At 74.0% G+C, this 17,872-nt stretch carries 17 protein-coding genes and 1 riboswitch; of the genes, 6 read left to right on the top strand and 11 right to left on the bottom strand.

Annotated features, from left to right (window positions below; translation table 11 throughout):
- Positions 1 to 472: 472 nt before the first annotated feature.
- From cobO to BMW67_RS00180, 7 genes are all read right to left on the bottom strand, one after another.
- On the bottom strand, positions 473 to 1,096 hold the full coding sequence (cobO, locus tag BMW67_RS00210) for a cob(I)yrinic acid a,c-diamide adenosyltransferase (protein WP_072746646.1): 624 nt from the start codon (positions 1,094 to 1,096) through the stop codon (positions 473 to 475).
- Complete coding sequence (gene cobN / locus BMW67_RS00205; protein WP_072746645.1) at positions 1,093 to 4,914, bottom strand: cobaltochelatase subunit CobN; 3,822 nt, start codon at positions 4,912 to 4,914, stop codon at positions 1,093 to 1,095. The genes cobO and cobN overlap by 4 nt, the downstream gene beginning before the upstream one ends.
- Positions 4,915 to 5,037: 123 nt before the next feature.
- The gene (cobW, locus tag BMW67_RS00200; protein WP_072746644.1) at positions 5,038 to 6,147 is read right to left on the bottom strand and encodes a cobalamin biosynthesis protein CobW; all 1,110 of its coding nucleotides are present in this window, start codon (positions 6,145 to 6,147) and stop codon (positions 5,038 to 5,040) included.
- 79 nt (positions 6,148 to 6,226) lie between these two features.
- Positions 6,227 to 6,979, bottom strand: coding sequence for a CbtA family protein (locus tag BMW67_RS00195; protein WP_072746643.1), 753 nt, complete (start codon positions 6,977 to 6,979; stop codon positions 6,227 to 6,229).
- Between the two features lie 14 nt (positions 6,980 to 6,993).
- Entirely contained in the window at positions 6,994 to 7,161 is a 168-nt protein-coding gene (locus BMW67_RS00190; protein ID WP_072746642.1) for a CbtB domain-containing protein, read from the bottom strand.
- Positions 7,162 to 7,195: 34 nt separating this feature from the next.
- Positions 7,196 to 7,425, bottom strand: a riboswitch (cobalamin riboswitch).
- 20 nt (positions 7,426 to 7,445) lie between these two features.
- A complete protein-coding gene (locus tag BMW67_RS00185) occupies positions 7,446 to 8,204 on the bottom strand; it encodes a precorrin-6A/cobalt-precorrin-6A reductase (protein WP_072746641.1) in 759 nt (252 codons plus the stop codon).
- Positions 8,201 to 9,364: a cobalt-precorrin-5B (C(1))-methyltransferase gene (locus BMW67_RS00180; RefSeq protein ID WP_083581190.1), complete on the bottom strand. Its 1,164-nt coding sequence runs from the start codon at positions 9,362 to 9,364 to the stop codon at positions 8,201 to 8,203. The genes BMW67_RS00185 and BMW67_RS00180 overlap by 4 nt, the downstream gene beginning before the upstream one ends.
- 669 nt (positions 9,365 to 10,033) lie before the next feature.
- On the opposite strand from BMW67_RS00180, the gene yidC reads away from it, so the two are divergent.
- The 6 genes from yidC to BMW67_RS00150 all read left to right on the top strand — a co-directional run bounded on the left by yidC (position 10,034) and on the right by BMW67_RS00150 (position 15,682).
- Positions 10,034 to 11,860, top strand: a complete 1,827-nt coding sequence (yidC, locus tag BMW67_RS00175) for a membrane protein insertase YidC (RefSeq protein ID WP_072746640.1) — start codon at positions 10,034 to 10,036, stop codon at positions 11,858 to 11,860.
- Positions 11,861 to 11,914: 54 nt separating this feature from the next.
- Positions 11,915 to 12,574, top strand: a complete 660-nt coding sequence (gene yihA / locus BMW67_RS00170) for a ribosome biogenesis GTP-binding protein YihA/YsxC (RefSeq protein ID WP_072746639.1) — start codon at positions 11,915 to 11,917, stop codon at positions 12,572 to 12,574.
- A gap of 90 nt (positions 12,575 to 12,664) precedes the next feature.
- Complete coding sequence (gene argB / locus BMW67_RS00165) at positions 12,665 to 13,552, top strand: acetylglutamate kinase (protein ID WP_083581229.1); 888 nt, start codon at positions 12,665 to 12,667, stop codon at positions 13,550 to 13,552.
- 55 nt (positions 13,553 to 13,607) lie between these two features.
- The gene (locus BMW67_RS00160) at positions 13,608 to 14,387 is read left to right on the top strand and encodes a sterol desaturase family protein (RefSeq protein ID WP_072746637.1); all 780 of its coding nucleotides are present in this window, start codon (positions 13,608 to 13,610) and stop codon (positions 14,385 to 14,387) included.
- Positions 14,384 to 15,091 (top strand): hypothetical protein, encoded by a 708-nt coding sequence (locus BMW67_RS00155; RefSeq protein ID WP_083581189.1) that lies wholly within the window; start codon positions 14,384 to 14,386, stop codon positions 15,089 to 15,091. The genes BMW67_RS00160 and BMW67_RS00155 overlap by 4 nt, the downstream gene beginning before the upstream one ends.
- Positions 15,092 to 15,166: 75 nt before the next feature.
- A complete protein-coding gene (locus BMW67_RS00150; RefSeq protein WP_072746636.1) occupies positions 15,167 to 15,682 on the top strand; it encodes a SixA phosphatase family protein in 516 nt (171 codons plus the stop codon).
- A gap of 6 nt (positions 15,683 to 15,688) precedes the next feature.
- On the opposite strand, the gene arfB is transcribed toward BMW67_RS00150, so the two are convergent.
- From arfB to BMW67_RS00130, 4 genes are all read right to left on the bottom strand, one after another.
- A complete protein-coding gene (gene arfB / locus BMW67_RS00145; protein WP_072746635.1) occupies positions 15,689 to 16,111 on the bottom strand; it encodes an alternative ribosome rescue aminoacyl-tRNA hydrolase ArfB in 423 nt (140 codons plus the stop codon).
- Positions 16,112 to 16,163: 52 nt separating this feature from the next.
- Positions 16,164 to 16,772 carry a VUT family protein gene (locus BMW67_RS00140; protein WP_072746634.1) on the bottom strand — a complete coding sequence of 203 codons (609 nt, stop codon included), beginning with the start codon at positions 16,770 to 16,772 and terminating at the stop codon, positions 16,164 to 16,166.
- A gap of 372 nt (positions 16,773 to 17,144) precedes the next feature.
- Complete coding sequence (locus BMW67_RS00135) at positions 17,145 to 17,420, bottom strand: DUF2312 domain-containing protein (protein ID WP_072746633.1); 276 nt, start codon at positions 17,418 to 17,420, stop codon at positions 17,145 to 17,147.
- A 117-nt stretch (positions 17,421 to 17,537) separates the two neighbouring features.
- Entirely contained in the window at positions 17,538 to 17,837 is a 300-nt protein-coding gene (locus BMW67_RS00130; protein ID WP_072746632.1) for a DUF1244 domain-containing protein, read from the bottom strand.
- Positions 17,838 to 17,872 lie beyond the last annotated feature (35 nt).

Raw genomic sequence — 17,872 nt, 5'->3', positions numbered from 1 at the left:
CCATGTGGCGGGGGCGGCCCGCGATGCGGGCTCATGCAGTCGATGACCCGTCGCCTGTCCGTCGGCCGCGGCTGCCGACGCGAAGCCGCGTGGCGGGCCGAAGGGGCGCGGGTTTCGGGCGCGGCCATTCTCTGACCCGTCGCCGGTCCGTCGGCCGGCGGCCATGCGGCGGGCGAGGTGGCTGGTTGCCGTCGCGCAGCGCGTCGCGGGTTGTGGGCGCGGGCGTTCCCCAACCCTGCCCTCCGTCGGCCGGTCGGGGCCTTCGCCTGGGGGCGCCCGGCGCGGCGGATATGGGGCGCGGCGGGGACCCGGGGCGCAGACCTGCCGCCGCGTGCGCGGGCTTCGGGCCGGGCGCGCCGCCGGCGCGGGGCGTCGGGCCGCGGCCGCGCAATCGGGCGGCCAGCGGGTCATGCGCGCCGGCCCGGGCGGGGCGTCTGCCTTGCGGGGGCCGGGGCCGCCCGGCGCGCAGGGGTCAGTATTCGACGCCGATCTGCGCCTTCACCCCGGCGCGGAAGGGATGCTTGACCAGCTCCATCTCGGTGACCAGGTCGGCCGCCTCGATCAGCTCGGGCTTGGCGTTGCGCCCGGTCAGCACGACATGGGTCATGGGCGGCTTTTCCTCGCGCAGGAAGCGCAGCACCTCGTCGATGTCGAGATAGTCGTAGCGCAGGGCGATGTTGATCTCGTCCAGCAGAACCATGCGGATCTCGGGGTCGCGGATCAGCTCCTTGGCCTTTTCCCAGGCGGCGCGGGCCATGGCCATGTCGCGCGCCTTGTCCTGGGTCTCCCAGGTGAAGCCTTCGCCCATGGTGTGGAACTGGCAGACGTCCGAGAAGCGCGACAGGATCAGGTCGCGCTCGCCGGTGGACATGCCGCCCTTGATGAACTGCACCACCGCGCAGGGCATGCCATGGGCGATGCAGCGGAAGATCATGCCGAAGGCGGCGGTCGTCTTGCCCTTGCCCTTGCCGGTATGGACGATGATGAGCCCCTTCTCGCCGGTCTTGCCGGCCATGATCTTCTCGCGCGCGGCCTTTTTCTTGGCCATCTTCTGGGCGTGGCGCTCCAGATCCTCGGGCTTGGGGGCGTCGGTCATGGCTCTCTCCTGCGTTCGGTCGGGGCGGGTTCGCCGCCCTGCGCCTGCGGTTGGGCGGCGATGATGGCCTCGATGCGCGCGCGCGCCGAGTTCGAGCGGGGGCGCCAGAGGCCCCGGTCCTGGGCTTCGGCCAGGCGCTGGGCGATCTCGCGCAGCGCGGCGGGGTTGGCCTGGGCGATGAAGGCGCGGGTGTCGTCGTCGGCCAGGAAGGCCTGCTCGACCAGGTCGAAATGGTGCGAGCGCACCGCCCGCGTCGTGGCCGCGAAGGCGAACAGGTAATCGACTGTGGCGGCGATCTCGAAGGCGCCCTTGTAGCCGTGGCGCTTGACCCCCGCGATCCATTTGGGGTTGACCACGCGCGCGCGCACCACGCGGCCGATCTCTTCGTCCAGCGAGCGCACCACCGGCCGTTCGGGGCGCGAGTGGTCGTTGTGCCAGATGCGCGGCTCGCGCCCCGACAGATGCGCGACCGCGGCGGCGGCGCCGCCCTCGAACTGGTAGTAGTCGTCGCTGTCGAGCAGGTCATGCTCGCGGTTGTCCTGGTTCTGGACCACCGCGTCGGCGCGCGCCAGCCGCGCCTCGAACAGATCGCGCGCGCGCGCGCCCTCGGCCTGGCGGCCATAGGCGTAGCCGCCCCATTCAAGGTAGCTGTCGGCCAGATCCTCGCGCCGGTCCCACAGGCGCTCGTCGATCAGGGCCTGAAGGCCGGCCCCGTAGGCGCCGGGCTTGGAGCCGAACACGCGATAGCCCGCGCGCAGCTCGGCCTCGCCCTCGGAGGCGCCCTCGGCGCGCAGGCGCGCGCGCTCGGCCCGGAAGCGCGCGGCCAGGGGGTTGTCGTGCTCGGGTTCGTCCAGCGCCATGACGGCGCGCGCGGCGCTGTCGAACAGCTCGATCTGGGCGGGGAAGGCGTCGCGGAAGAACCCCGAGACGCGCAGCGTCACGTCCACGCGCGGGCGGCCCAGCGCCGAGAGGGGCAGGATCTCGAACCCCGTCACGCGGCGCGAGGCCGCGTCCCAGGTCGGGCGCGCGCCGATCAGCGCCATGGCCTGGGCCACGTCGTCGCCGCCGGTGCGCATGTTCGAGGTGCCCCAGGCCGTCAGCAGCAGGGCGCGCGGCCAGTCGCCCTCTTCCTGCGCGTGGCGCTCGACCAGCGCCTGCGCCGAGCGCCAGCCCAGCGTCCACGCCGCCGGGGTGGGCACGGCGCGGCTGTCGACCGAGTAGAAGTTGCGCCCCGTGGGCAGAACGTCTGGGCGCCCGCGCGTGGGCGCGCCCGAGGGGCCGGGCGGCACGAAGCGCCCCGCAAGCCCGTCGAGCAGCGCGCGCATCTCGGCCGGGCCGCTGGCGCGCAGCGCCGGACGCATGACGCCCTCGATCCAGTCGAGCACGGCGCGCGTGCGCTCCATGCCCTCGGGCAGGGGGGCGCCGTCGACCAGCGCGGCGGCCAGCGCCTCGATGCGCTCGACGGCGTCGCCATTGGTCCGCCAGGGGCCGGGCAGGATTCGCGCCAGCGGCTCGGGCCGCGGACCGCGCCAGGGGGCCGCCATGGCGCAGTCGAGCGGATCGAACTCGGCCGGGTCTAGGCCCAGATCCTGCGCGATGGCGCGGATCAGCGAGGCGTCGCCCGGCGCGGGGCGCGCGGCGGCGGCGCGCGGAACCCGCGCCAGCGCCACAAGAAGGTCGCGCTCCTGCACGCCCTCGGGCGCGGCGCCGAACACGTGCAGCCCGTCGCGGATCTGCGATTCCTTGATGTCGCACAGATACTCGTCCAGCCGCGCCAGCGCCTCGTCCTCGGGCATGTCCGGCGCGATGCCGGCGTCGGCGTCCAGTCCGGCGGCGGCGGTCAGGGTCATGATCTCGCGCCGCAGATGCGCCGCGCGGCGCGCATCGACCCCCGAGGCCTCGTAATACTCGTCCACCAGCGCCTCGAGATCCTTCAGCGGCCCGTAGGTTTCGGCACGGGTCATGGGCGGGGTCAGGTGGTCGATCACCACCGCCGCGGCGCGGCGCTTGGCCTGCGCGCCCTCGCCGGGGTCGTTGACGATGAAGGGGTAGAGATTGGGGATCGGGCCCAGCGCGGCCTCGGGAAAGCACTGCCGCGACAGGGCCACGGACTTGCCCGGCAGCCATTCCAGATTGCCGTGCTTGCCCATGTGGACGAAGGCGTGGGCGCCGAACTCGTCGCGCAGCCAGAAGTGGAAGGCCAGGTAGTTGTGCGGCGGAACCAGGTCGGGCGCGTGGTAGGTCTGCTTGGGGTCGATGTTGTAGCCGCGCGCGGGCTGCACGCCCACCGCGACCGACCCGAAGCGGTGGATGGACAGGGCGAAGCGCCCCTCGAGTCCGTTCCCCTCGGGCAGGAAGAAGGGGTCGCCCTCGGGCGGGCCCCAGCGCTCCTCGACCTGCTGGCGAAGCTCGTAGGGCAGGGCCTGGCAGGCGCGCAGATAGGCGCTCAGCGTCAGCGTCTGCCCGCCCTGGCGCGCGGCGCGGTCGGGCAGCCAGTTGGTCGGCCCGGCCATGATGCGGGCCATGAGCTCGGCCGAATCGGCGGGCGCGTCGGCCACGTCGTAGCCCGCCTCGGCCAGCGCGCGCAGCGCCGCGACGGTCGAGGCGGGGGCGTCCAGCCCGACGCCGTTCGCCAGCCGCCCGTCGCGGTTGGGATAGTTGGCCAGGATCAGCGCGACGCGCTTGCGCCCGTTGGGCAGGGCGCGCAGCCGCGCCCAGGCGGCGGCCAGCCGGGCCACGAAATCGACCCGGTCGCCCTGGGCGCGATAGGCGGCGATGGGGGCCTGGGCCTGTTCGTCGAAATAGGCCTCGCCCTTGAAGCTGACGGCGCGCGTGACGATGCGCCCGTCCACCTCGGGCAGGGCGACGTTCATGGCGATGTCGCGCGCCGACAGGCCGTTGGCGCCCGCCTCCCAGGCCTGCTCGGTTCCGCCGGCGAAGATCGCCTGCAGCACCGGCGCGCCGGGCCGGTCGAGCGGCGTGCCCTCATGCGCGCCCGCTTGTGGCGACGAGACGGCGAAGCTGGTGGCGTTGACGACCACGTCGGGCGGCGCCTCGGCGAACAGGGTCTCGAGCGTGGCGGCCGAAACCGGGTCCTTGAGCGAGGCGACGAAGATCGGCAGCGGGTTGAGCCCCTGCGCGGCCAGCGCCTTGGTCAGCCGGTTGACCGGGTGCAGCCCCGCCCCCTGCACCAGCGCGCGATAGAAGACCAGCGCCGCGACCGGCGCGCCCGGCCGCCATGCGGCGCGCGCCGCGTCCAGATCCGCCACCCCCGCGCCGGGCCAGTAGACGCCCGCGCGCAAGAGCGGCGCCGGGGCGGGGGGCGCCTCGGCCTCGCCCAGCATGTGCGCGCAATGGCGCAGCAGGTTGGCCATGTTGCGCGGGCCGCCCTCGACGAAATAGGCCCACAGGCGGTCCCAGTCCTCGGGGGCGACGGTGGACAGGCGGCGCAGCTCCTCGTCGGGCTTGTCGTCTCCGGGCAGCGCGGCGAACAGCGCGCCCGCCTCGCGCAGCCGAAGGGCGTATTGCTCAAGCCCGTAGGACCAGTAGCCCTTGCCCCCCAGCGCGCGCACCACCACCAGGCGCGAGCGCGCGGCCGTCCGGTCCAGATGCAGGTCCGCCGACATGGGGTGCTGCAGGTGCAGCAGCGAGGCCAGGCGCAGCCGCAGCCCCGGAATGGCCTGCGCGCGCGCCTCGGACAGGGCCGCCAGCTCGGTGTCGGCGGCCGAGATGATGACGATGTCGCCGGGGTCCTGTCCCAGATCCACGGCCTCGGAGCCGTCCGAGACCTCGCCCGGCTGGGCCAGAAGCAGGTGCATGGCGTCTCCCTTGCGCGCGGGGCGCTGCGCTGGCGCGCTCGCGGCGGACCCGACGCGGCCCGAGTGCGGGCCGAAGCGGGCGCCGGAGCGCAGGGCCGGGGCGCGGGCTTGCGCCCCGGCGGCTCAGGCCATGGCGGGGGCGGGCTCGGCCAGCGCGGCCTCGATGGCGGCGCGGTCCATGCCCGCCAGCCCGATCACCACCAGCCGCGTGACGCGCGGCTCGTCGCCGAAGGGGCGGTCGAAATAGGTCTCGAGCCGCGGCCCCACCGCCTGCACCACCTGGCGCATGGGCTTGCCCGCGACGGCCGCGAAACCCTTCAGGCGCAGGATGTCGTGATCGCGGATCGCGGCCTCGACGCGGGCGCGGAAGGCGGCGGGGTCGCGGATCTCGGGCAGGGTCAGCGCGAAGCTTTCGAACTCGTCATGCCCATGCGCGTCCTCGTGATGGCGGTCGTGATCATGGTCGTGATCATGGTCATGATCGTCGTCATGGTGGCGGTGATGGATCTCGGCGCGCGAGTCGAGGTCGTTCTCGGCCCCCACGCCCATGCCCAGCAGCACGCGCGGCGACAGGCCGCCGGCGTCCGAGCGCACGATGCGCACGCCCTGGCGGGCCTTGGCGCAGACGACCTCGAACAGGGCGTTGGCCTGCTCTTCGTCCAGGAGGTCGGATTTCGACACCACGACCAGGTCGGCGCAGGCCAGCTGGTCGTCGAACAGCTCGGCCAGCGGGGTTTCGTGGTCGAGATTGTCGTCGGCGGCGCGCTGGGCGGCGACGGCGCCTTCGTCATGGGCGAAGCGGCCGGCGGCCACGGCGGGGCCGTCGACCACCGTCACCACGCCGTCCACGGTCACGCGGTTGCGGATCTGCGGCCAGTTGAAGGCGCGCACCAGCGGTTGCGGCAGCGCCAGGCCCGAGGTCTCGATGACGATGTGATCGGGCGGCGTCGGGCGCGAGAGGAGCATTTCCAGCGTGGGGATGAAGTCGTCGGCCACGGTGCAGCAGATGCAGCCGTTGCTCAGCTCGACCACGTCCTCGTCGGCGCAGGCGGCGTCGCCGCAGCCGCGCAGAAGCTCGCCGTCCACGCCCATGTCGCCGAACTCGTTGACGATGAGCGCGATGCGGCGCCCGTCCGCGCGCGCCAGCAGGTTGCGGATGAGCGTCGTCTTGCCCGCGCCCAGAAAGCCGGTGACGACGGTGGCGGGGATCTTGCGAAGGCTGGCGGTGGTCATCGTTCGATGGTCCTTGCGATGAGGGGCGCCGCCGGGGGCCGGCGGCGCCGGTTGTCTGCGGCGGCGCGCGCCGCGCCGCTCAGGCGGCCCTGCGCTCGTCCGACCAGAGCCAGCCCGCCGCGGCGCCGAGAACGGTCCATCCCACGGCGCCGATGAGCAGCGAGCGCGCGACGAACAGGCCGGCCAGCTCGGGCGGCGCGCCGCCCCAGAGCTCTTCGGGGTGGGGCGCGCCGATCGCGTGCGGCAGCGCCAGCAGCGCCAGCCCGAGCCAGCGCGCCGGGTTCGGCGCCCAGGCCAGGACCGCCAGCCCGGCGGCCGACAGCAGCGCCGTCAGCGTCCACCAGATCTGCCGCTCGAGCAGCGGCGCCGCGGCCGATCCGGGCAGTTCGGGCGGCAGCCCCGCGCCGGTGAGCAGCTGCGTGCAGGCGAAGCCCGCCGCGCCCCACATCAGCCCCTCGCGCAGGCCGACGCGGCCGGCGCCCAGGCGCTCGGCCAGCGCGAAGCCGGCGGTCAGCAGCAGGCCGAAGCCCGCCATGGCGACCAGGGTCATCATGAAGGTGTTCGCGGCGCGCTCGGTCAGGCCGACCTCGTCGCCATGGTCGTGATCGTGCGCATGGCCGCTCGCGGCCGCGCCGACGGCGCCGTGGTCGTGCCCGCCCTCATGGGCATGGGCGCCGTCATGCGCATGCGCGGCGCCATGGACCATCTCGCCCGATTCGTAGAGCTCGGCCTGAAGGATGAGCGGCGTCGTCATCCAGTGCTGCAGGGCCGCCGAGACGAGCCCCGCCAGCAGGCCCGCGAACAGCGCGCTGGCCAGCAGTCTTTTTCCCATCGTTTCGCGCCGGGTCAGTGGCAGGGGAAGGCGATGGCGTGGCGCGAATCATGCGCGACGTCATGGGTGACGTTCGCAAAGCCCGCGAAGAAGACCAGCGTCAGGCCAAGCGCGGCGGCGCCGACGATGGAAACGAGGCCGGCGTCGACGCGGGCCGCGTGGCGAAGGGTCGTGTTCTGCATGTCTCTCACTCCTGCCCGTCACACCCGACGGGATTGGGTTGCACGATGCATGGCAGGTCTCCTGGCTTGCGGAGCGGGGATCGTCCCCTGCGCCGTCCGCCTTCCCGGCCCGGGGCCAGTGGCGTGTGGACGGCGCGCTCCGCCTACAGTCGCGGGGGCGGCTGCGGCTTCGGGCCCCCGGTTTGGGTCGGCCCTGTCCGCATTCCCTATTAATCCCGGCGCGCCTTGGGCGCGACATGCGGAACCATGCACATCGCCCGTTTTCGGCGCTGGGGCCGCCTCTGTCAAGCCGAAGGCGCCGCCCGCTCGCGCCAGCGCGCCAGCGCCCAGGCGGCGGCCTCGGCGGCGTCGCGCGCGTGGGGGGGCGGGGGCGGCGGCGGGCGGTCGATCATCGCGATCTCGACGCCCAGCGCCTGCGCGGCCGCCAGCTTGGCGTCGGTCGGTCCGCCGGAATTGCGGGTGAGCAGGATGTCGATCCCGGCCTCGCGCATCAGCGCGCGCTCGTCCGACTCGCTCAGCGGCGGGCGGCGGGCGATGAGCTCGACATTCGGCGGCGGGGGCGGCGCATCGGGGGCGGGCGCCTCGGCCACGCGGGCGAGGAAGCGCAGATCGGGCCGCGCGCCCAGCCGCGCCGTCGCGCCCGCGCCCAGCGCCGCCAGCACGCGCGCGCCCGCGGGCAGGGCCTCGAGCGCGGCCTCGAGCGTGGCGAAGCGCCGCCACGCGCCCGGCTCGGGCTCGCGCCAGGGCGGGCGCACCAGCGCGATGCGCGCAACGCCCAGCCGATCGCAGATTTCGGCCGTGCGCGCGCTGATGCGGCGGGCGAAGGGGTGGGTCGCATCGACGACGACGCGCACGCCCGCCTCGCGCAGGCGTCGGGCCATGGGCTCGGCGCCGCCGAAGCCGCCGCGCCAGGTCGGAACGCCCAGCGGCGCCGGGCGGCGGGTGACCCCGGCCAGCGAGGCGATGGTCGGCGCGCCCGCCTCGCGCAGCGCGGCGATGACGGCGCGCGCCTCGGCCGAGCCGGCCAGGACCAGGATCGTCATGGCGTGCGCGCGGCGCCGGGGCCCGCGAAGGGGGTGCGCGCCAGCACCGCGCCGTCGCGCCCGACCACGATCGCCTCGATCTCGACCGGCGCGCCGTTCAGGATCGCCAGCGCCGCCGCCGCCGCGTCGCGCGCCACCGCCTCGGCCAGGCGCGGCCCGGCGATGGTCAGCGCCTCGAGCGCGGTGTTCGCGGCGCGGATGCGCGCGCCGTCCGCGCCCAGCGCCTCGGCCAGCGCGGCCAGGCGCGCCATGTCCACCTGGCTGCGCGACGAATGCAGGTCGAGCGCCCCCTGCGCCAGCTTGGTCAGCTTGGCGAAGCCGCCGGCGATGGTCAGCCGCGGCAGCGGGTGGCGGCACAGGTATTTCAGCAGGCCGCCCGCGAAGTCGCCCATGTCGAGAAAGGCGGCGGGCGGCAGCGCGGGATAGAGCCGCGCGGCGGCGCGCTCGGATGTCGCGCCGGTGGCGGCGACGGCGTGCGTCAGGCCCGTCGCGCGCGCCACGTCCACGCCGCGATGGATCGAGGCGATCCAGGCCGCGCAGGAGAAGGGGCGCACGATGCCCGTGGTGCCAAGGATCGACAGCCCGCCGACGATGCCAAGGCGTGGGTTCCATGTGCGGGCGGCCAGGGCCTCGCCGCCGGGGATCGAGATCTCGACCTCGAAATCCGCCGGCGCGCCCAGCTCCTGCGCCAGCTCGCGCAGCGCGCCCTTGATCATGGCGCGCGGGGTGGGGTTGATGGCCGGCTCGCCCGGCGGCAGGGGCAGGCCGGGCAGGGTGACGACGCCCACGCCCTCGCCGGCCGCAAAGCGCACGCCCGTTCCGGGCGCGGCCTGGCTGACGCGCGCGCGCACCAGCGCGCCATGCGTCACGTCGGGATCGTCGCCCGCATCCTTGACGACGCCCGCGCGCGCCCAGCCCTCGGCCAGCGTCAGCTCGGCCAGATCGAAGCGCGCCGTTCCCCCGCGTGGAAGCCGGATCTGCACCGGCCCCTCGTCGGCGCGGCCCGTCAGCAGCGCGCGCGCCGCCCCCAGCGCGGCGGCGGCGGCGCAGGCGCCGGTGGTCCAGCCGAAGCGCAGCGCGCGCGCCTGCCCCGGGCGCGGAGGCGCGCCCGCATCGGCGCCGCCTGCGCCGGGAGCCTGGGGATCGGACGTCTGGGTCATGCCGCCGGATGTCGTCGGGCGCCGCGCGCCGGTCAAGGCGCAAGCCCGCCTCGGGGCCGAGTATAGACCCGCGCGCCCCGCGCGCAAGCGCGCCCGCCCCCGCCCCGCGCGCAAGCGCGCCCGCCCCCGCGGCGCGCGAGCCCTTGCCCTGACGCGACGGGATTTCCTGATCGTCCGCGTCGCCGCGACAGCGCGTCCGGGCCGCTTGGGGGCGCGCCGGCCGGCCCGCAGCGAGAATCCGCTTGCGCTCTGCGGCGGAGCGCCTTTGCGGGGCGCGCGCCCGCCTGCGCGGTCCGGGCATCGCGCGGCGCGTCCATCGTGACCCGCCCGCAGCGCGGCCGGGCGCGGCTCGGGCGGGCCGGACGGGGGCGCGGCGCCTCGTGTGGCGCAAGGCCTCCCGCGCCGGCCGGCGCGCGGCCCCGGTCGGGCCGGATGGGGGCGCCGCAGGCGGTTGGCCGCCCATGGGCCCGCCTCGCCGCGCGGCCCCGGCGGATCGGGCGAGGCCGGTCGCGGGGTGCGCATCGGCCCGCCGCCTGCGGCGCATCGCGCGGCGGGCGGCGCGCCTGGCGGGCCCCCGCCCGAGGCCGGCGCGGCGCGGAAACCCCTTGACCTCGCCGCCCGAGGCCTGTTCAACCCCCGTCAAATCCCGATAGTCCCCTCGGAGCCGTCATGGACGAACAGAAGAACATGCTCACGGCCGCGGTGCTCAGCTTCGCGGTCATCGCGCTCTGGTTCATCCTTTTCCCGCCCGAGCCGCCGCAGCCGGTCCCGGCCGAGCAGCCCGCCGTCTCGGCCGTCGGCGCCGGAAAGGCCGGCGCGCCCGCGGCCGGCGACGCCGCCACGGCGGCCGGCGCGCCGGCGCTGATGACGCGCGAAGAGGCCCTGGCCCGCTCGCCGCGCGTGCCGGTGCGCACGCCGCGCCTGTCGGGCTCGATCGCGCTGCGCGGGGCGCGGCTCGACGATCTGCATCTGCTCGACTACCGCGAGACCATCGAGCCCGACAGCGACACGGTCACGCTGCTGTCGCCGGTGGGGACCGAGCATCCGTTCTTCATCGTCCATGGCTGGCTGCCGGTCGCCGACGCGCCCGGCGCCGCGCCGATCCCGACGCCGGGTCCGAACACCGAGTGGCGGGTCGAGTCGGGCGACGAGCTGGGCGTGGACAAGCCCGTGACGCTGGTCTGGGACAACGGCCAGGGGCTGACCTTCCGGCGCAAGATCTCGGTGGACGAGAACTACATGTTCACCGTCGAGCAGACCGTGACCAACGCCGGCGAGCGCCCGGTCGCCCTGGCGCCCTATGGCTACGTCGCCCGCCGCGGCCAGCCCGAGACGGTCAACTTCTACATCCTGCACGAAGGCGGCCTTGGCGTGTTCGACGGCACGCTGGTCGAGCTCGACTACGACGAGCTCAAGGAGCTTGAGGGCGACGGCGGCCCCGGCGTCGTGCAGCGCAAGATCCCGGTCGAGCGCAATGGCTGGCTGGGCTTCACCGACAAATACTGGATGGCCACGCTGGCCCCGCCCCATGACGAGGGCTTCGAGGCCGTGTTCCGCTATCGCCGCGGCGCGCGCGGCGAGATCGACCAGGAATACCGCGCCGAGTCGATCCTGCCCGTCGTCACCGTCGCGCCCGGCGCGACCGCCTCGGCCAGCACCCGCGCCTTCGCCGGCGCCAAGGAATACGCCACCATCCGCGAATACGAGCGCCAGGGCATCGAGCGCTTCACCGACGCCATCGACTGGGGCTGGTTCTTTTTCCTGACCAAGCCGATCCTGCAGCTTCTGCTGTTCATCAAGGGCCTGGTCGGCAACATGGGCGTGGCGATCATCCTGCTGACGCTGATCGTCAAGGCGGCGCTGTTCCCGCTGGCCTACAAGTCCTACGTGGCCATGTCGAAGATGAAGATGCTTCAGCCCGAGATCGAGAAGATCAAGGAGCGCTGCGGCGACGACAAGGTCAAGCTCCAGCAGGAGATCATGGCCCTTTACCGCAAGGAGAAGGCCAACCCCGCCGCGGGCTGCCTGCCGATCCTGCTGCAGATCCCGATCTTCTTCTCGCTCTACAAGGTGCTGTTCGTCACCATCGAGATGCGCCACGCGCCCTTCTTCGGCTGGATCCGCGACCTGTCGGCGCCCGACCCCAGCTCGATCCTGAACCTGTTCGGGCTGCTGCCGTGGGATGCGCCGGGGCATGACAGCCTGCTGGGCATCTTCTCGATCGGGGTGCTGCCGATCCTGCTGGGCATCTCGATGTGGCTGCAGCAGAAGCTCAACCCCGAGCCCGCCGACCCGACGCAGAAGATGATCTTCGCCTGGATGCCGTGGATCTTCATGTTCATGCTCGGGCAGTTCGCGTCGGGCCTGGTGCTTTACTGGATCGCGAACAACATGATCACCTTCATCCAGCAATACGTGATCATGCGCAGCCAGGGCGTCGAGGTGGACGTTCTGGGCAACGTCAAGCGCAGCTTCAAGCGCCGCAAGCGCGGCTGAGGGCGGGGGCCGGCCGCGCGCCGGCCCCTTGCCCGCGCGCAAGGAGACGCCCCGATGCAGATGCGCTTCGCCGTCGATCCCGCGCCCGATCCCGCCCTTGCCGAGCGCGGGCGCAAGCTGTTCCTGGGGCCGGTCGCCTTCGTCAAGGGCGTGGTGGCGATGGACGGCCTGCCGCCCGCCGACCGGCCGGAATTCTGCTTCGCCGGGCGCTCGAACGTGGGCAAGTCCTCGCTCATCAACGCGCTGACGCAGCGCAAGTCGCTGGCGCGCACCTCGAACACGCCGGGCCGCACGCAGGAGCTGAACTTCTTCGACCTGGGCGGCGCCGCCTGGATGGTCGACGTGCCCGGCTATGGCTTCGCCGAGGCGCCGGTCAAGACGGTGGCGCGCTGGCAGCGGCTGCTGCGCGACTACCTGGCCGGGCGGCCGACGCTGCGGCGGGTCTTCGTGCTGATCGACTCGCGCCACGGGGTGAAGAAGGCGGATCACGAGATCCTCGACCTTCTCGACCGCGCGGCGGTCAGTTGCCAGATCGTCATGACCAAGGCCGACAAGGTCGGCGACGCGCATCTGCGCCGCACGCTCGACGCCGCCCAGGCCGAGCTGGCGCGGCATGTGACCGTGTTCCCCGAGATCCTCGTCACCTCCTCGGCCAAGGGGCGCGGGCTCGAGGGCGTGCGCGCGGCCGCGATGAGCCTGGTCGAGCAGGGCTGACCGCGGCGCCATCTGGCGTGCGCGCGCCGGCGGCGCTAAAGAGGGCGGGCGCATGTTTCGGGAGCCAGCCCCATGGAGAAGTCCGCCGCCATGAAACGCGATTGGATCGCCACCGCCCGCACCCTCAGCGAGGCGCTGCCCTACCTGCAACGCTATGACGGCGCGTGCGTGGTCGTGAAGTTCGGCGGCCATGCCATGGGCGACGACGAGGCCATGACCCGCTTCGCCCGCGACATCGTGCTGATGAAGCAGTGCAACGTGCATCCGGTGGTGGTGCATGGGGGCGGGCCGCAGATCCAGCAGATGCTCAAGCGCCTGGCCATCGAATCGACCTTCGTCGATGGTCTGCGCGTCACCGATCAGGCCACGGTCGAGGTGGTCGAGATGGTCCTGGCCGGGCGCATCAACAAGGCCATCGTCTCGGCCATCAACGCGCAGGGCGGCAAGGCGGTGGGCCTGTCGGGCAAGGACGCCAACCTGATGATCTGCGAGAAGGCGCTCAAGACCCGGCGCGACCCCGACAGCAACATCGAGCAGGCGCTGGACCTGGGCTTCGTCGGCCACCCGGTCAAGGTGAACCCCGACGTGCTGCGCACCTTCATCCAGAGCGACCTGATCCCCGTCATCGCCCCCGTCGGCGCCGGCCGCAACGGCGAGACCTTCAACGTCAACGGCGACACTGCCGCGGGCGCCATCGCCGGCGCGCTCAAGGCCGAGCGGCTGCTGCTGCTGACAGACGTCGCCGGCGTCAAGAACGCCGCCGGCGAGGTGCTGACCGACATGACCCCCGCCGATGTCGAGGAGCTGACCGAGGCGGGCGTCATCTCGGGCGGCATGATCCCCAAGACACGCACCGCCCTCGACGCCATCGCGCAGGGCGTGGGCGCGGTGGTGATCCTGGACGGGCGCGCGCCGCATGCCTGCCTGCTCGAGCTGTTCACGGCCCATGGCGCGGGCACGCTGATCCGCGCGGGATGAGCGCGGCCGCGCCGGCGCGCCTTGACCCGCGCCGCGCGCGGCGCATGTTGGGCGCATGAGCAACGAGCCCCTGATCCGCCTGGCCGTCTTCGCCGCCGTCTTCTGCCTGATGGCGGGCTGGGAGGCGCTGCGCCCCGCGCGCGCCCTGGCGCTGGGGCGCTGGCCGCGCTGGGGGGTGAACTGGGCCGTCGCGGCGCTGGACGCGGCGCTGGTGCGGCTGCTGTTTCCCGCCGCCGCGGCGGGCGCGGCCTGGGACGCGCAGGCCATGGGCTGGGGGCTGTTCAACGCGCTCGACTGGGCGCCGTGGCTCGAGGCGCTGATCTGCATCGCGGCGCTTGATTTCGCGATCTGGTTCCAGCACCTGCTCAGCCACAAGATCCCGATCCTTTGGCGCGTGCATCGCGTGCACCACGCCGACCGGGACGTCGACGTGACCACGGCCATCCGCTTTCACCCGATCGAGATCGCGCTGTCGATGCTGTTCAAGATCGGGCTTGTCTATGCGCTGGGCGCGCCGGCGCTGGCGGTGATCCTGTTCGAGATCCTGCTCAACGGCTGCGCCATGTTCAACCACGCCAACATCAGCCTGCCCGCGCGCATCGAGGCGGCGCTGCGCTGGTTGCTGGTGACGCCGGACATGCACCGCATCCATCACTCGGTCCGGCGCGAGGAAACCGACAGCAATTACGGCTTCAACCTGTCCTGGTGGGACCGGCTGTTCGGCACCTATCGCGCGCGGGCGCGCGGCGCGCTGCGGCTGGGCCTGCCCGACTGGCAGACGCGCGATCCGGCGCGGCTCGGCTGGACGTTGCTCTTTCCCTTCCTGCGGCGATGAACGCGGCCGGGCTGCTGGCGGCGCTGGGGCGCGCGGCGGGCGCGCATGGGCTGGCCGTCGCCGCCGCCGATCTGCCCGCCGCCGATCCGCCCGCCGCCGATCCGCCCGCCGACCAGCCTTGGCGCGGCGCGCGGGCGGTTGCCCTGCTGCGCGCGGACGGGCCGCGCATGTGGGAAGCCTTTCGCGCCGCGCCCGAATGGGCCGACGGCGCCCCCGATCCCCTCGACCGCTGGTCGGCGCGGATCGTCGCCGAACTGGCCGCGCGCTTTGGCGCGCGCGCGGCGGGGCCATCCGACGGGCCGCCCCATCCGCCCTTCCTGCGCTGGGCGCTGCTGGCCGAGCCGGCGTGGCCCTCGGCGCTGGGGATGCTGGTGCATGCGCAAGAGGGGCTCTGGGCCTCGTGGCGCGGCGCGCTGCTGTTCGATGCGCCGCTTGGCGCGCCGCCCGCCCGGCGCGGCGCGCGCCCCTGCGACGACTGCGCCCGACCCTGCCTGCGCGCCTGCCCGGTCGGCGCCTTCGGGGCGGGTGGCTACGACGCCGAGGCCTGTGCGCGCCACGTCGCCGGCCCCGAAGGCGGGGCCTGCCGCGCGGGGGGCTGTCTTGCGCGCCGCGCCTGTCCCGTGGGCCGCGCGCGCGCGCCGGGCGCCGAGCAGGCCGCCTTTCACATGGCCGCCTTCTTGCGCGCGCGCGCCCCCATGCGCTGAGCGCCGCGGCGCTTGGCTTGCCGGTCCGGCCGTGCTTGGCTGGTCGCCGGACCCATTCCTGATGCGGAGACGCGCATGAGACTGCTGATCCTGATGCGCCACGGAAAATCCGGCTGGGACGACCCGACGCTCGAGGACCACGCCCGCCCCCTGGCGCTGCGCGGCAGGCTGGCCTCGGCGCTGATGGGGGCGTGGCTGCGCGAGACGGGGCTGGCGCCCGAGGCGGCGCGCATCTCGGACGCCCGCCGCGTGCGCGAGACCTGGGAGGGGCTTGCGCGCGAGCTGCCCGCCCCGCCCGCGCCCGAGGTCATGCCCGAGCTTTATCACGCCGCCCCGCAGGCGCTGCTGAGCGCCGCGCAGGGGCTGCCCGACGCGGCGGGGCGCCCGCTGCTTCTTGCGCATGAGCCGGGGCTGGGCGCCTTCTTGCGGCTGATGCTGGCGCAGCGGCCTGCGGGCGGCGCGGCGCGCGCGCTCGACAGTTTTCCCACCGCCGCCGTCGCGGCGCTGGAGCTGGAGGCCCCGCGCTGGCGCGATCTGCGCCTTGGCGGCGCGCGGCTGGCGCATTTCGCGCGGCCCAAGGATCTGGTCTGACGGGGGTCAGTCCTCGGCGTCGGGGCGGGTCCGCAGGGCCTTGACCTGGCCGCGCCGGGTCTTCGAGTCCAGCCGTCGCCGCTTCGAGCCCAGCGTGGGCCGGGTCGGGCGGCGGCGCTTGGGGCGCTCGGCAGCGGCGGCGATCAGCGCGATCAGGCGGGCCAGCGCCTCTTCGCGGTTGCGCGCCTGCGAGCGGTGCGTCTGGGCGCGGATGACCAGCGCGCCCTCCTTCGTCCAGCGGCTGCCGGCCAGGCGGCGCAGGCGGGCCTTGACGTCGGGCGGCAGATGGGGCGAGCGCTGGGCCTCGAAGCGCAGCTCGACCGCCGTCTCGACCTTGTTGACGTTCTGCCCGCCGGGGCCCGAGCTGCGCGCGAAGCTTTCGGTCAGCTCCCACTCGGCGATCGAGATATGGTCGGTGACGCGGATCATGGCGCGGGCGCGCCGCCCTCGGCCGCCGGGGCGCGAGGGCGGCGGCGCGTGGTCAGGCGCGCGCGGCGCGCAGCAGCCCCAGCGCCAGGCGGAAGGGAACCAGCGCCACCAGCGCCAGCGCCAGCTTGACGCCGAAATCCGCCGCGGCCAGCGAGGCCCACAGCGGCGCCTCGGGGCCCGCTCCCAGAAGCGGCGTGGCCGCGTTGGCCCAGGACACGTCGTCGGCGGGGTCGAGGAACGCGAACGCGCTCGAGAAGGCGACCGAGAAGAAGATCAGCGTGTCCACCGCCGAGCCGAACAGCGACGAGACCAGCGGCGCGCGCCACCACGAGCCCGCCCGCAGCCGGTCGAATACCGACACGTCGAGCAGCTGCGCGCTCAGGAACGCCAGCCCCGAGCCGAGCGCGATGCGGAAGGTGGTCGCGTCGAAGCCGGCCGCGACGAACGAGCACGCCACCCCCGCGACGAACCCCGCCAGCACCACGCGCCGGGCGGTGGCCGCGCCAAGGGTCTTGTTCGTCAGGTCGGTGACGAGGAAGGCGAAGGGATAGGTGAAGGCGCCCCAGGTCAGCCAGTCGTTGAACAGGTGCTGGACCAGGATGTTCGAGGCGACCACGATCAGCGTCATGGCCGCCGCGCCAAGGATCATGCCGCGCTGCATCTGCGTTCTCCATCTGCGCCGCCTGCGGGGCGGCCGCCGTTCCGGGATCGCGCCCCATATCGCGAATCGGCCCCGCGGGCAAGCGCGCCGCCGATTCGCGTCGCCGGGCGCCCCGGGTCCGCCCCGCGTGATCGGCCCTGTGTGATCGGCCCTGCGTGATCGGGCTTGCGCGGTCGGGCTTGCGCGGCCCCTTGCGCCCGGCCGCGTTCACGGGGGTGGGGGCGGTCGGCGGCGCCCGTGGGCCGCGCGGCGGGGCCTTCAGGGAATGTTCGGGCCGCGCGCCGGGCGCCGGCGCTTGCGGCGCGCTTCACGCCGCGCCGATGCGCGCGTTCAGGCGCCGCCGGCTCGCGCCCCGATGCGCCGCCGCCGCCCTCAGCCCGGCAGCATGCCCAGCGCCGACAGGTAGAGGTCCAGCATCGCCTCTTCCTCCGAGCGCTCTTCGGGCCGCTTCTTGCGCAGCGACACCACCTTGCGCAGGGTCTTGGTGTCGAAGCCGTTGGCCTTGGCCTCGGCGTAGACCTCCTTGATCTGGGCGGCGACCTCCTTCTTCTCGTCCTCGAGGCGCTCGATGCGCTCGACGATCGCGCGCAGCTGGTCCGCGGCGACGGTGGTGCGCGAGAAGTTGTCGTCGTCGATGTTCTCGATCATGGCATGCTCCGATTGGGGCGTGGACGCGAAAATGGCGCGGACCATAGCGCCGCGCGGCGGGCGCGGCAACGGCGCGCGGGGGCGTCGCGGACCGGACGACCGGCCGGGGCGGGCGCCTCAGTGGTCGCGCGGGCGGTTGCGCTCGAAGGCGGCCAGCTTGTCGGCGCCGGCCTCGGTCTGATGGCGCGCGCGCCACTCTTCATAGGGCATGCCGTAGATGATCTCGCGCGCCTCGTCCTTGGTCATCGCCAGCCCGCGGGCCTCGGCGGCCTCCTGATACCAGCGGCTCAGGCAGTTGCGGCAAAAGCCCGCCAGGTTCATCAGGTCGATGTTCTGCACGTCCGAACGCTCGCGCAGGTGCTGCACGAGACGGCGGAAGGCGGCGGCTTCAAGCTCGGTGCGCGTCTGGTTGTCCATCGGCGGTCTCCTTGGTTCGGGCGGCGCGGGGCCGG

It is taken from the genome of Oceanicella actignis (assembly GCF_900111545.1).
GTDB lineage: Bacteria > Pseudomonadota > Alphaproteobacteria > Rhodobacterales > Rhodobacteraceae > Oceanicella > Oceanicella actignis.
Note: the sequence above shows the minus strand (reverse complement) of the source record. Positions and strands in the feature narration are given on the sequence as shown.

Coding starts and splice junctions, on each gene's coding strand:
- cobO (WP_072746646.1), bottom strand. CDS start 1,096: ATGACCGACGCCCCCAAGCCCGAGGATCTGGAGCGCCACGCCCAGAAG.
- cobN (WP_072746645.1), bottom strand. CDS start 4,914: ATGCACCTGCTTCTGGCCCAGCCGGGCGAGGTCTCGGACGGCTCCGAG.
- cobW (WP_072746644.1), bottom strand. CDS start 6,147: ATGACCACCGCCAGCCTTCGCAAGATCCCCGCCACCGTCGTCACCGGC.
- BMW67_RS00195 (WP_072746643.1), bottom strand. CDS start 6,979: ATGGGAAAAAGACTGCTGGCCAGCGCGCTGTTCGCGGGCCTGCTGGCG.
- BMW67_RS00190 (WP_072746642.1), bottom strand. CDS start 7,161: ATGCAGAACACGACCCTTCGCCACGCGGCCCGCGTCGACGCCGGCCTC.
- BMW67_RS00185 (WP_072746641.1), bottom strand. CDS start 8,204: ATGACGATCCTGGTCCTGGCCGGCTCGGCCGAGGCGCGCGCCGTCATC.
- BMW67_RS00180 (WP_083581190.1), bottom strand. CDS start 9,364: ATGACCCAGACGTCCGATCCCCAGGCTCCCGGCGCAGGCGGCGCCGAT.
- yidC (WP_072746640.1), top strand. CDS start 10,034: ATGGACGAACAGAAGAACATGCTCACGGCCGCGGTGCTCAGCTTCGCG.
- yihA (WP_072746639.1), top strand. CDS start 11,915: ATGCAGATGCGCTTCGCCGTCGATCCCGCGCCCGATCCCGCCCTTGCC.
- argB (WP_083581229.1), top strand. CDS start 12,665: ATGAAACGCGATTGGATCGCCACCGCCCGCACCCTCAGCGAGGCGCTG.
- BMW67_RS00160 (WP_072746637.1), top strand. CDS start 13,608: ATGAGCAACGAGCCCCTGATCCGCCTGGCCGTCTTCGCCGCCGTCTTC.
- BMW67_RS00155 (WP_083581189.1), top strand. CDS start 14,384: ATGAACGCGGCCGGGCTGCTGGCGGCGCTGGGGCGCGCGGCGGGCGCG.
- BMW67_RS00150 (WP_072746636.1), top strand. CDS start 15,167: ATGAGACTGCTGATCCTGATGCGCCACGGAAAATCCGGCTGGGACGAC.
- arfB (WP_072746635.1), bottom strand. CDS start 16,111: ATGATCCGCGTCACCGACCATATCTCGATCGCCGAGTGGGAGCTGACC.
- BMW67_RS00140 (WP_072746634.1), bottom strand. CDS start 16,772: ATGCAGCGCGGCATGATCCTTGGCGCGGCGGCCATGACGCTGATCGTG.
- BMW67_RS00135 (WP_072746633.1), bottom strand. CDS start 17,420: ATGATCGAGAACATCGACGACGACAACTTCTCGCGCACCACCGTCGCC.
- BMW67_RS00130 (WP_072746632.1), bottom strand. CDS start 17,837: ATGGACAACCAGACGCGCACCGAGCTTGAAGCCGCCGCCTTCCGCCGT.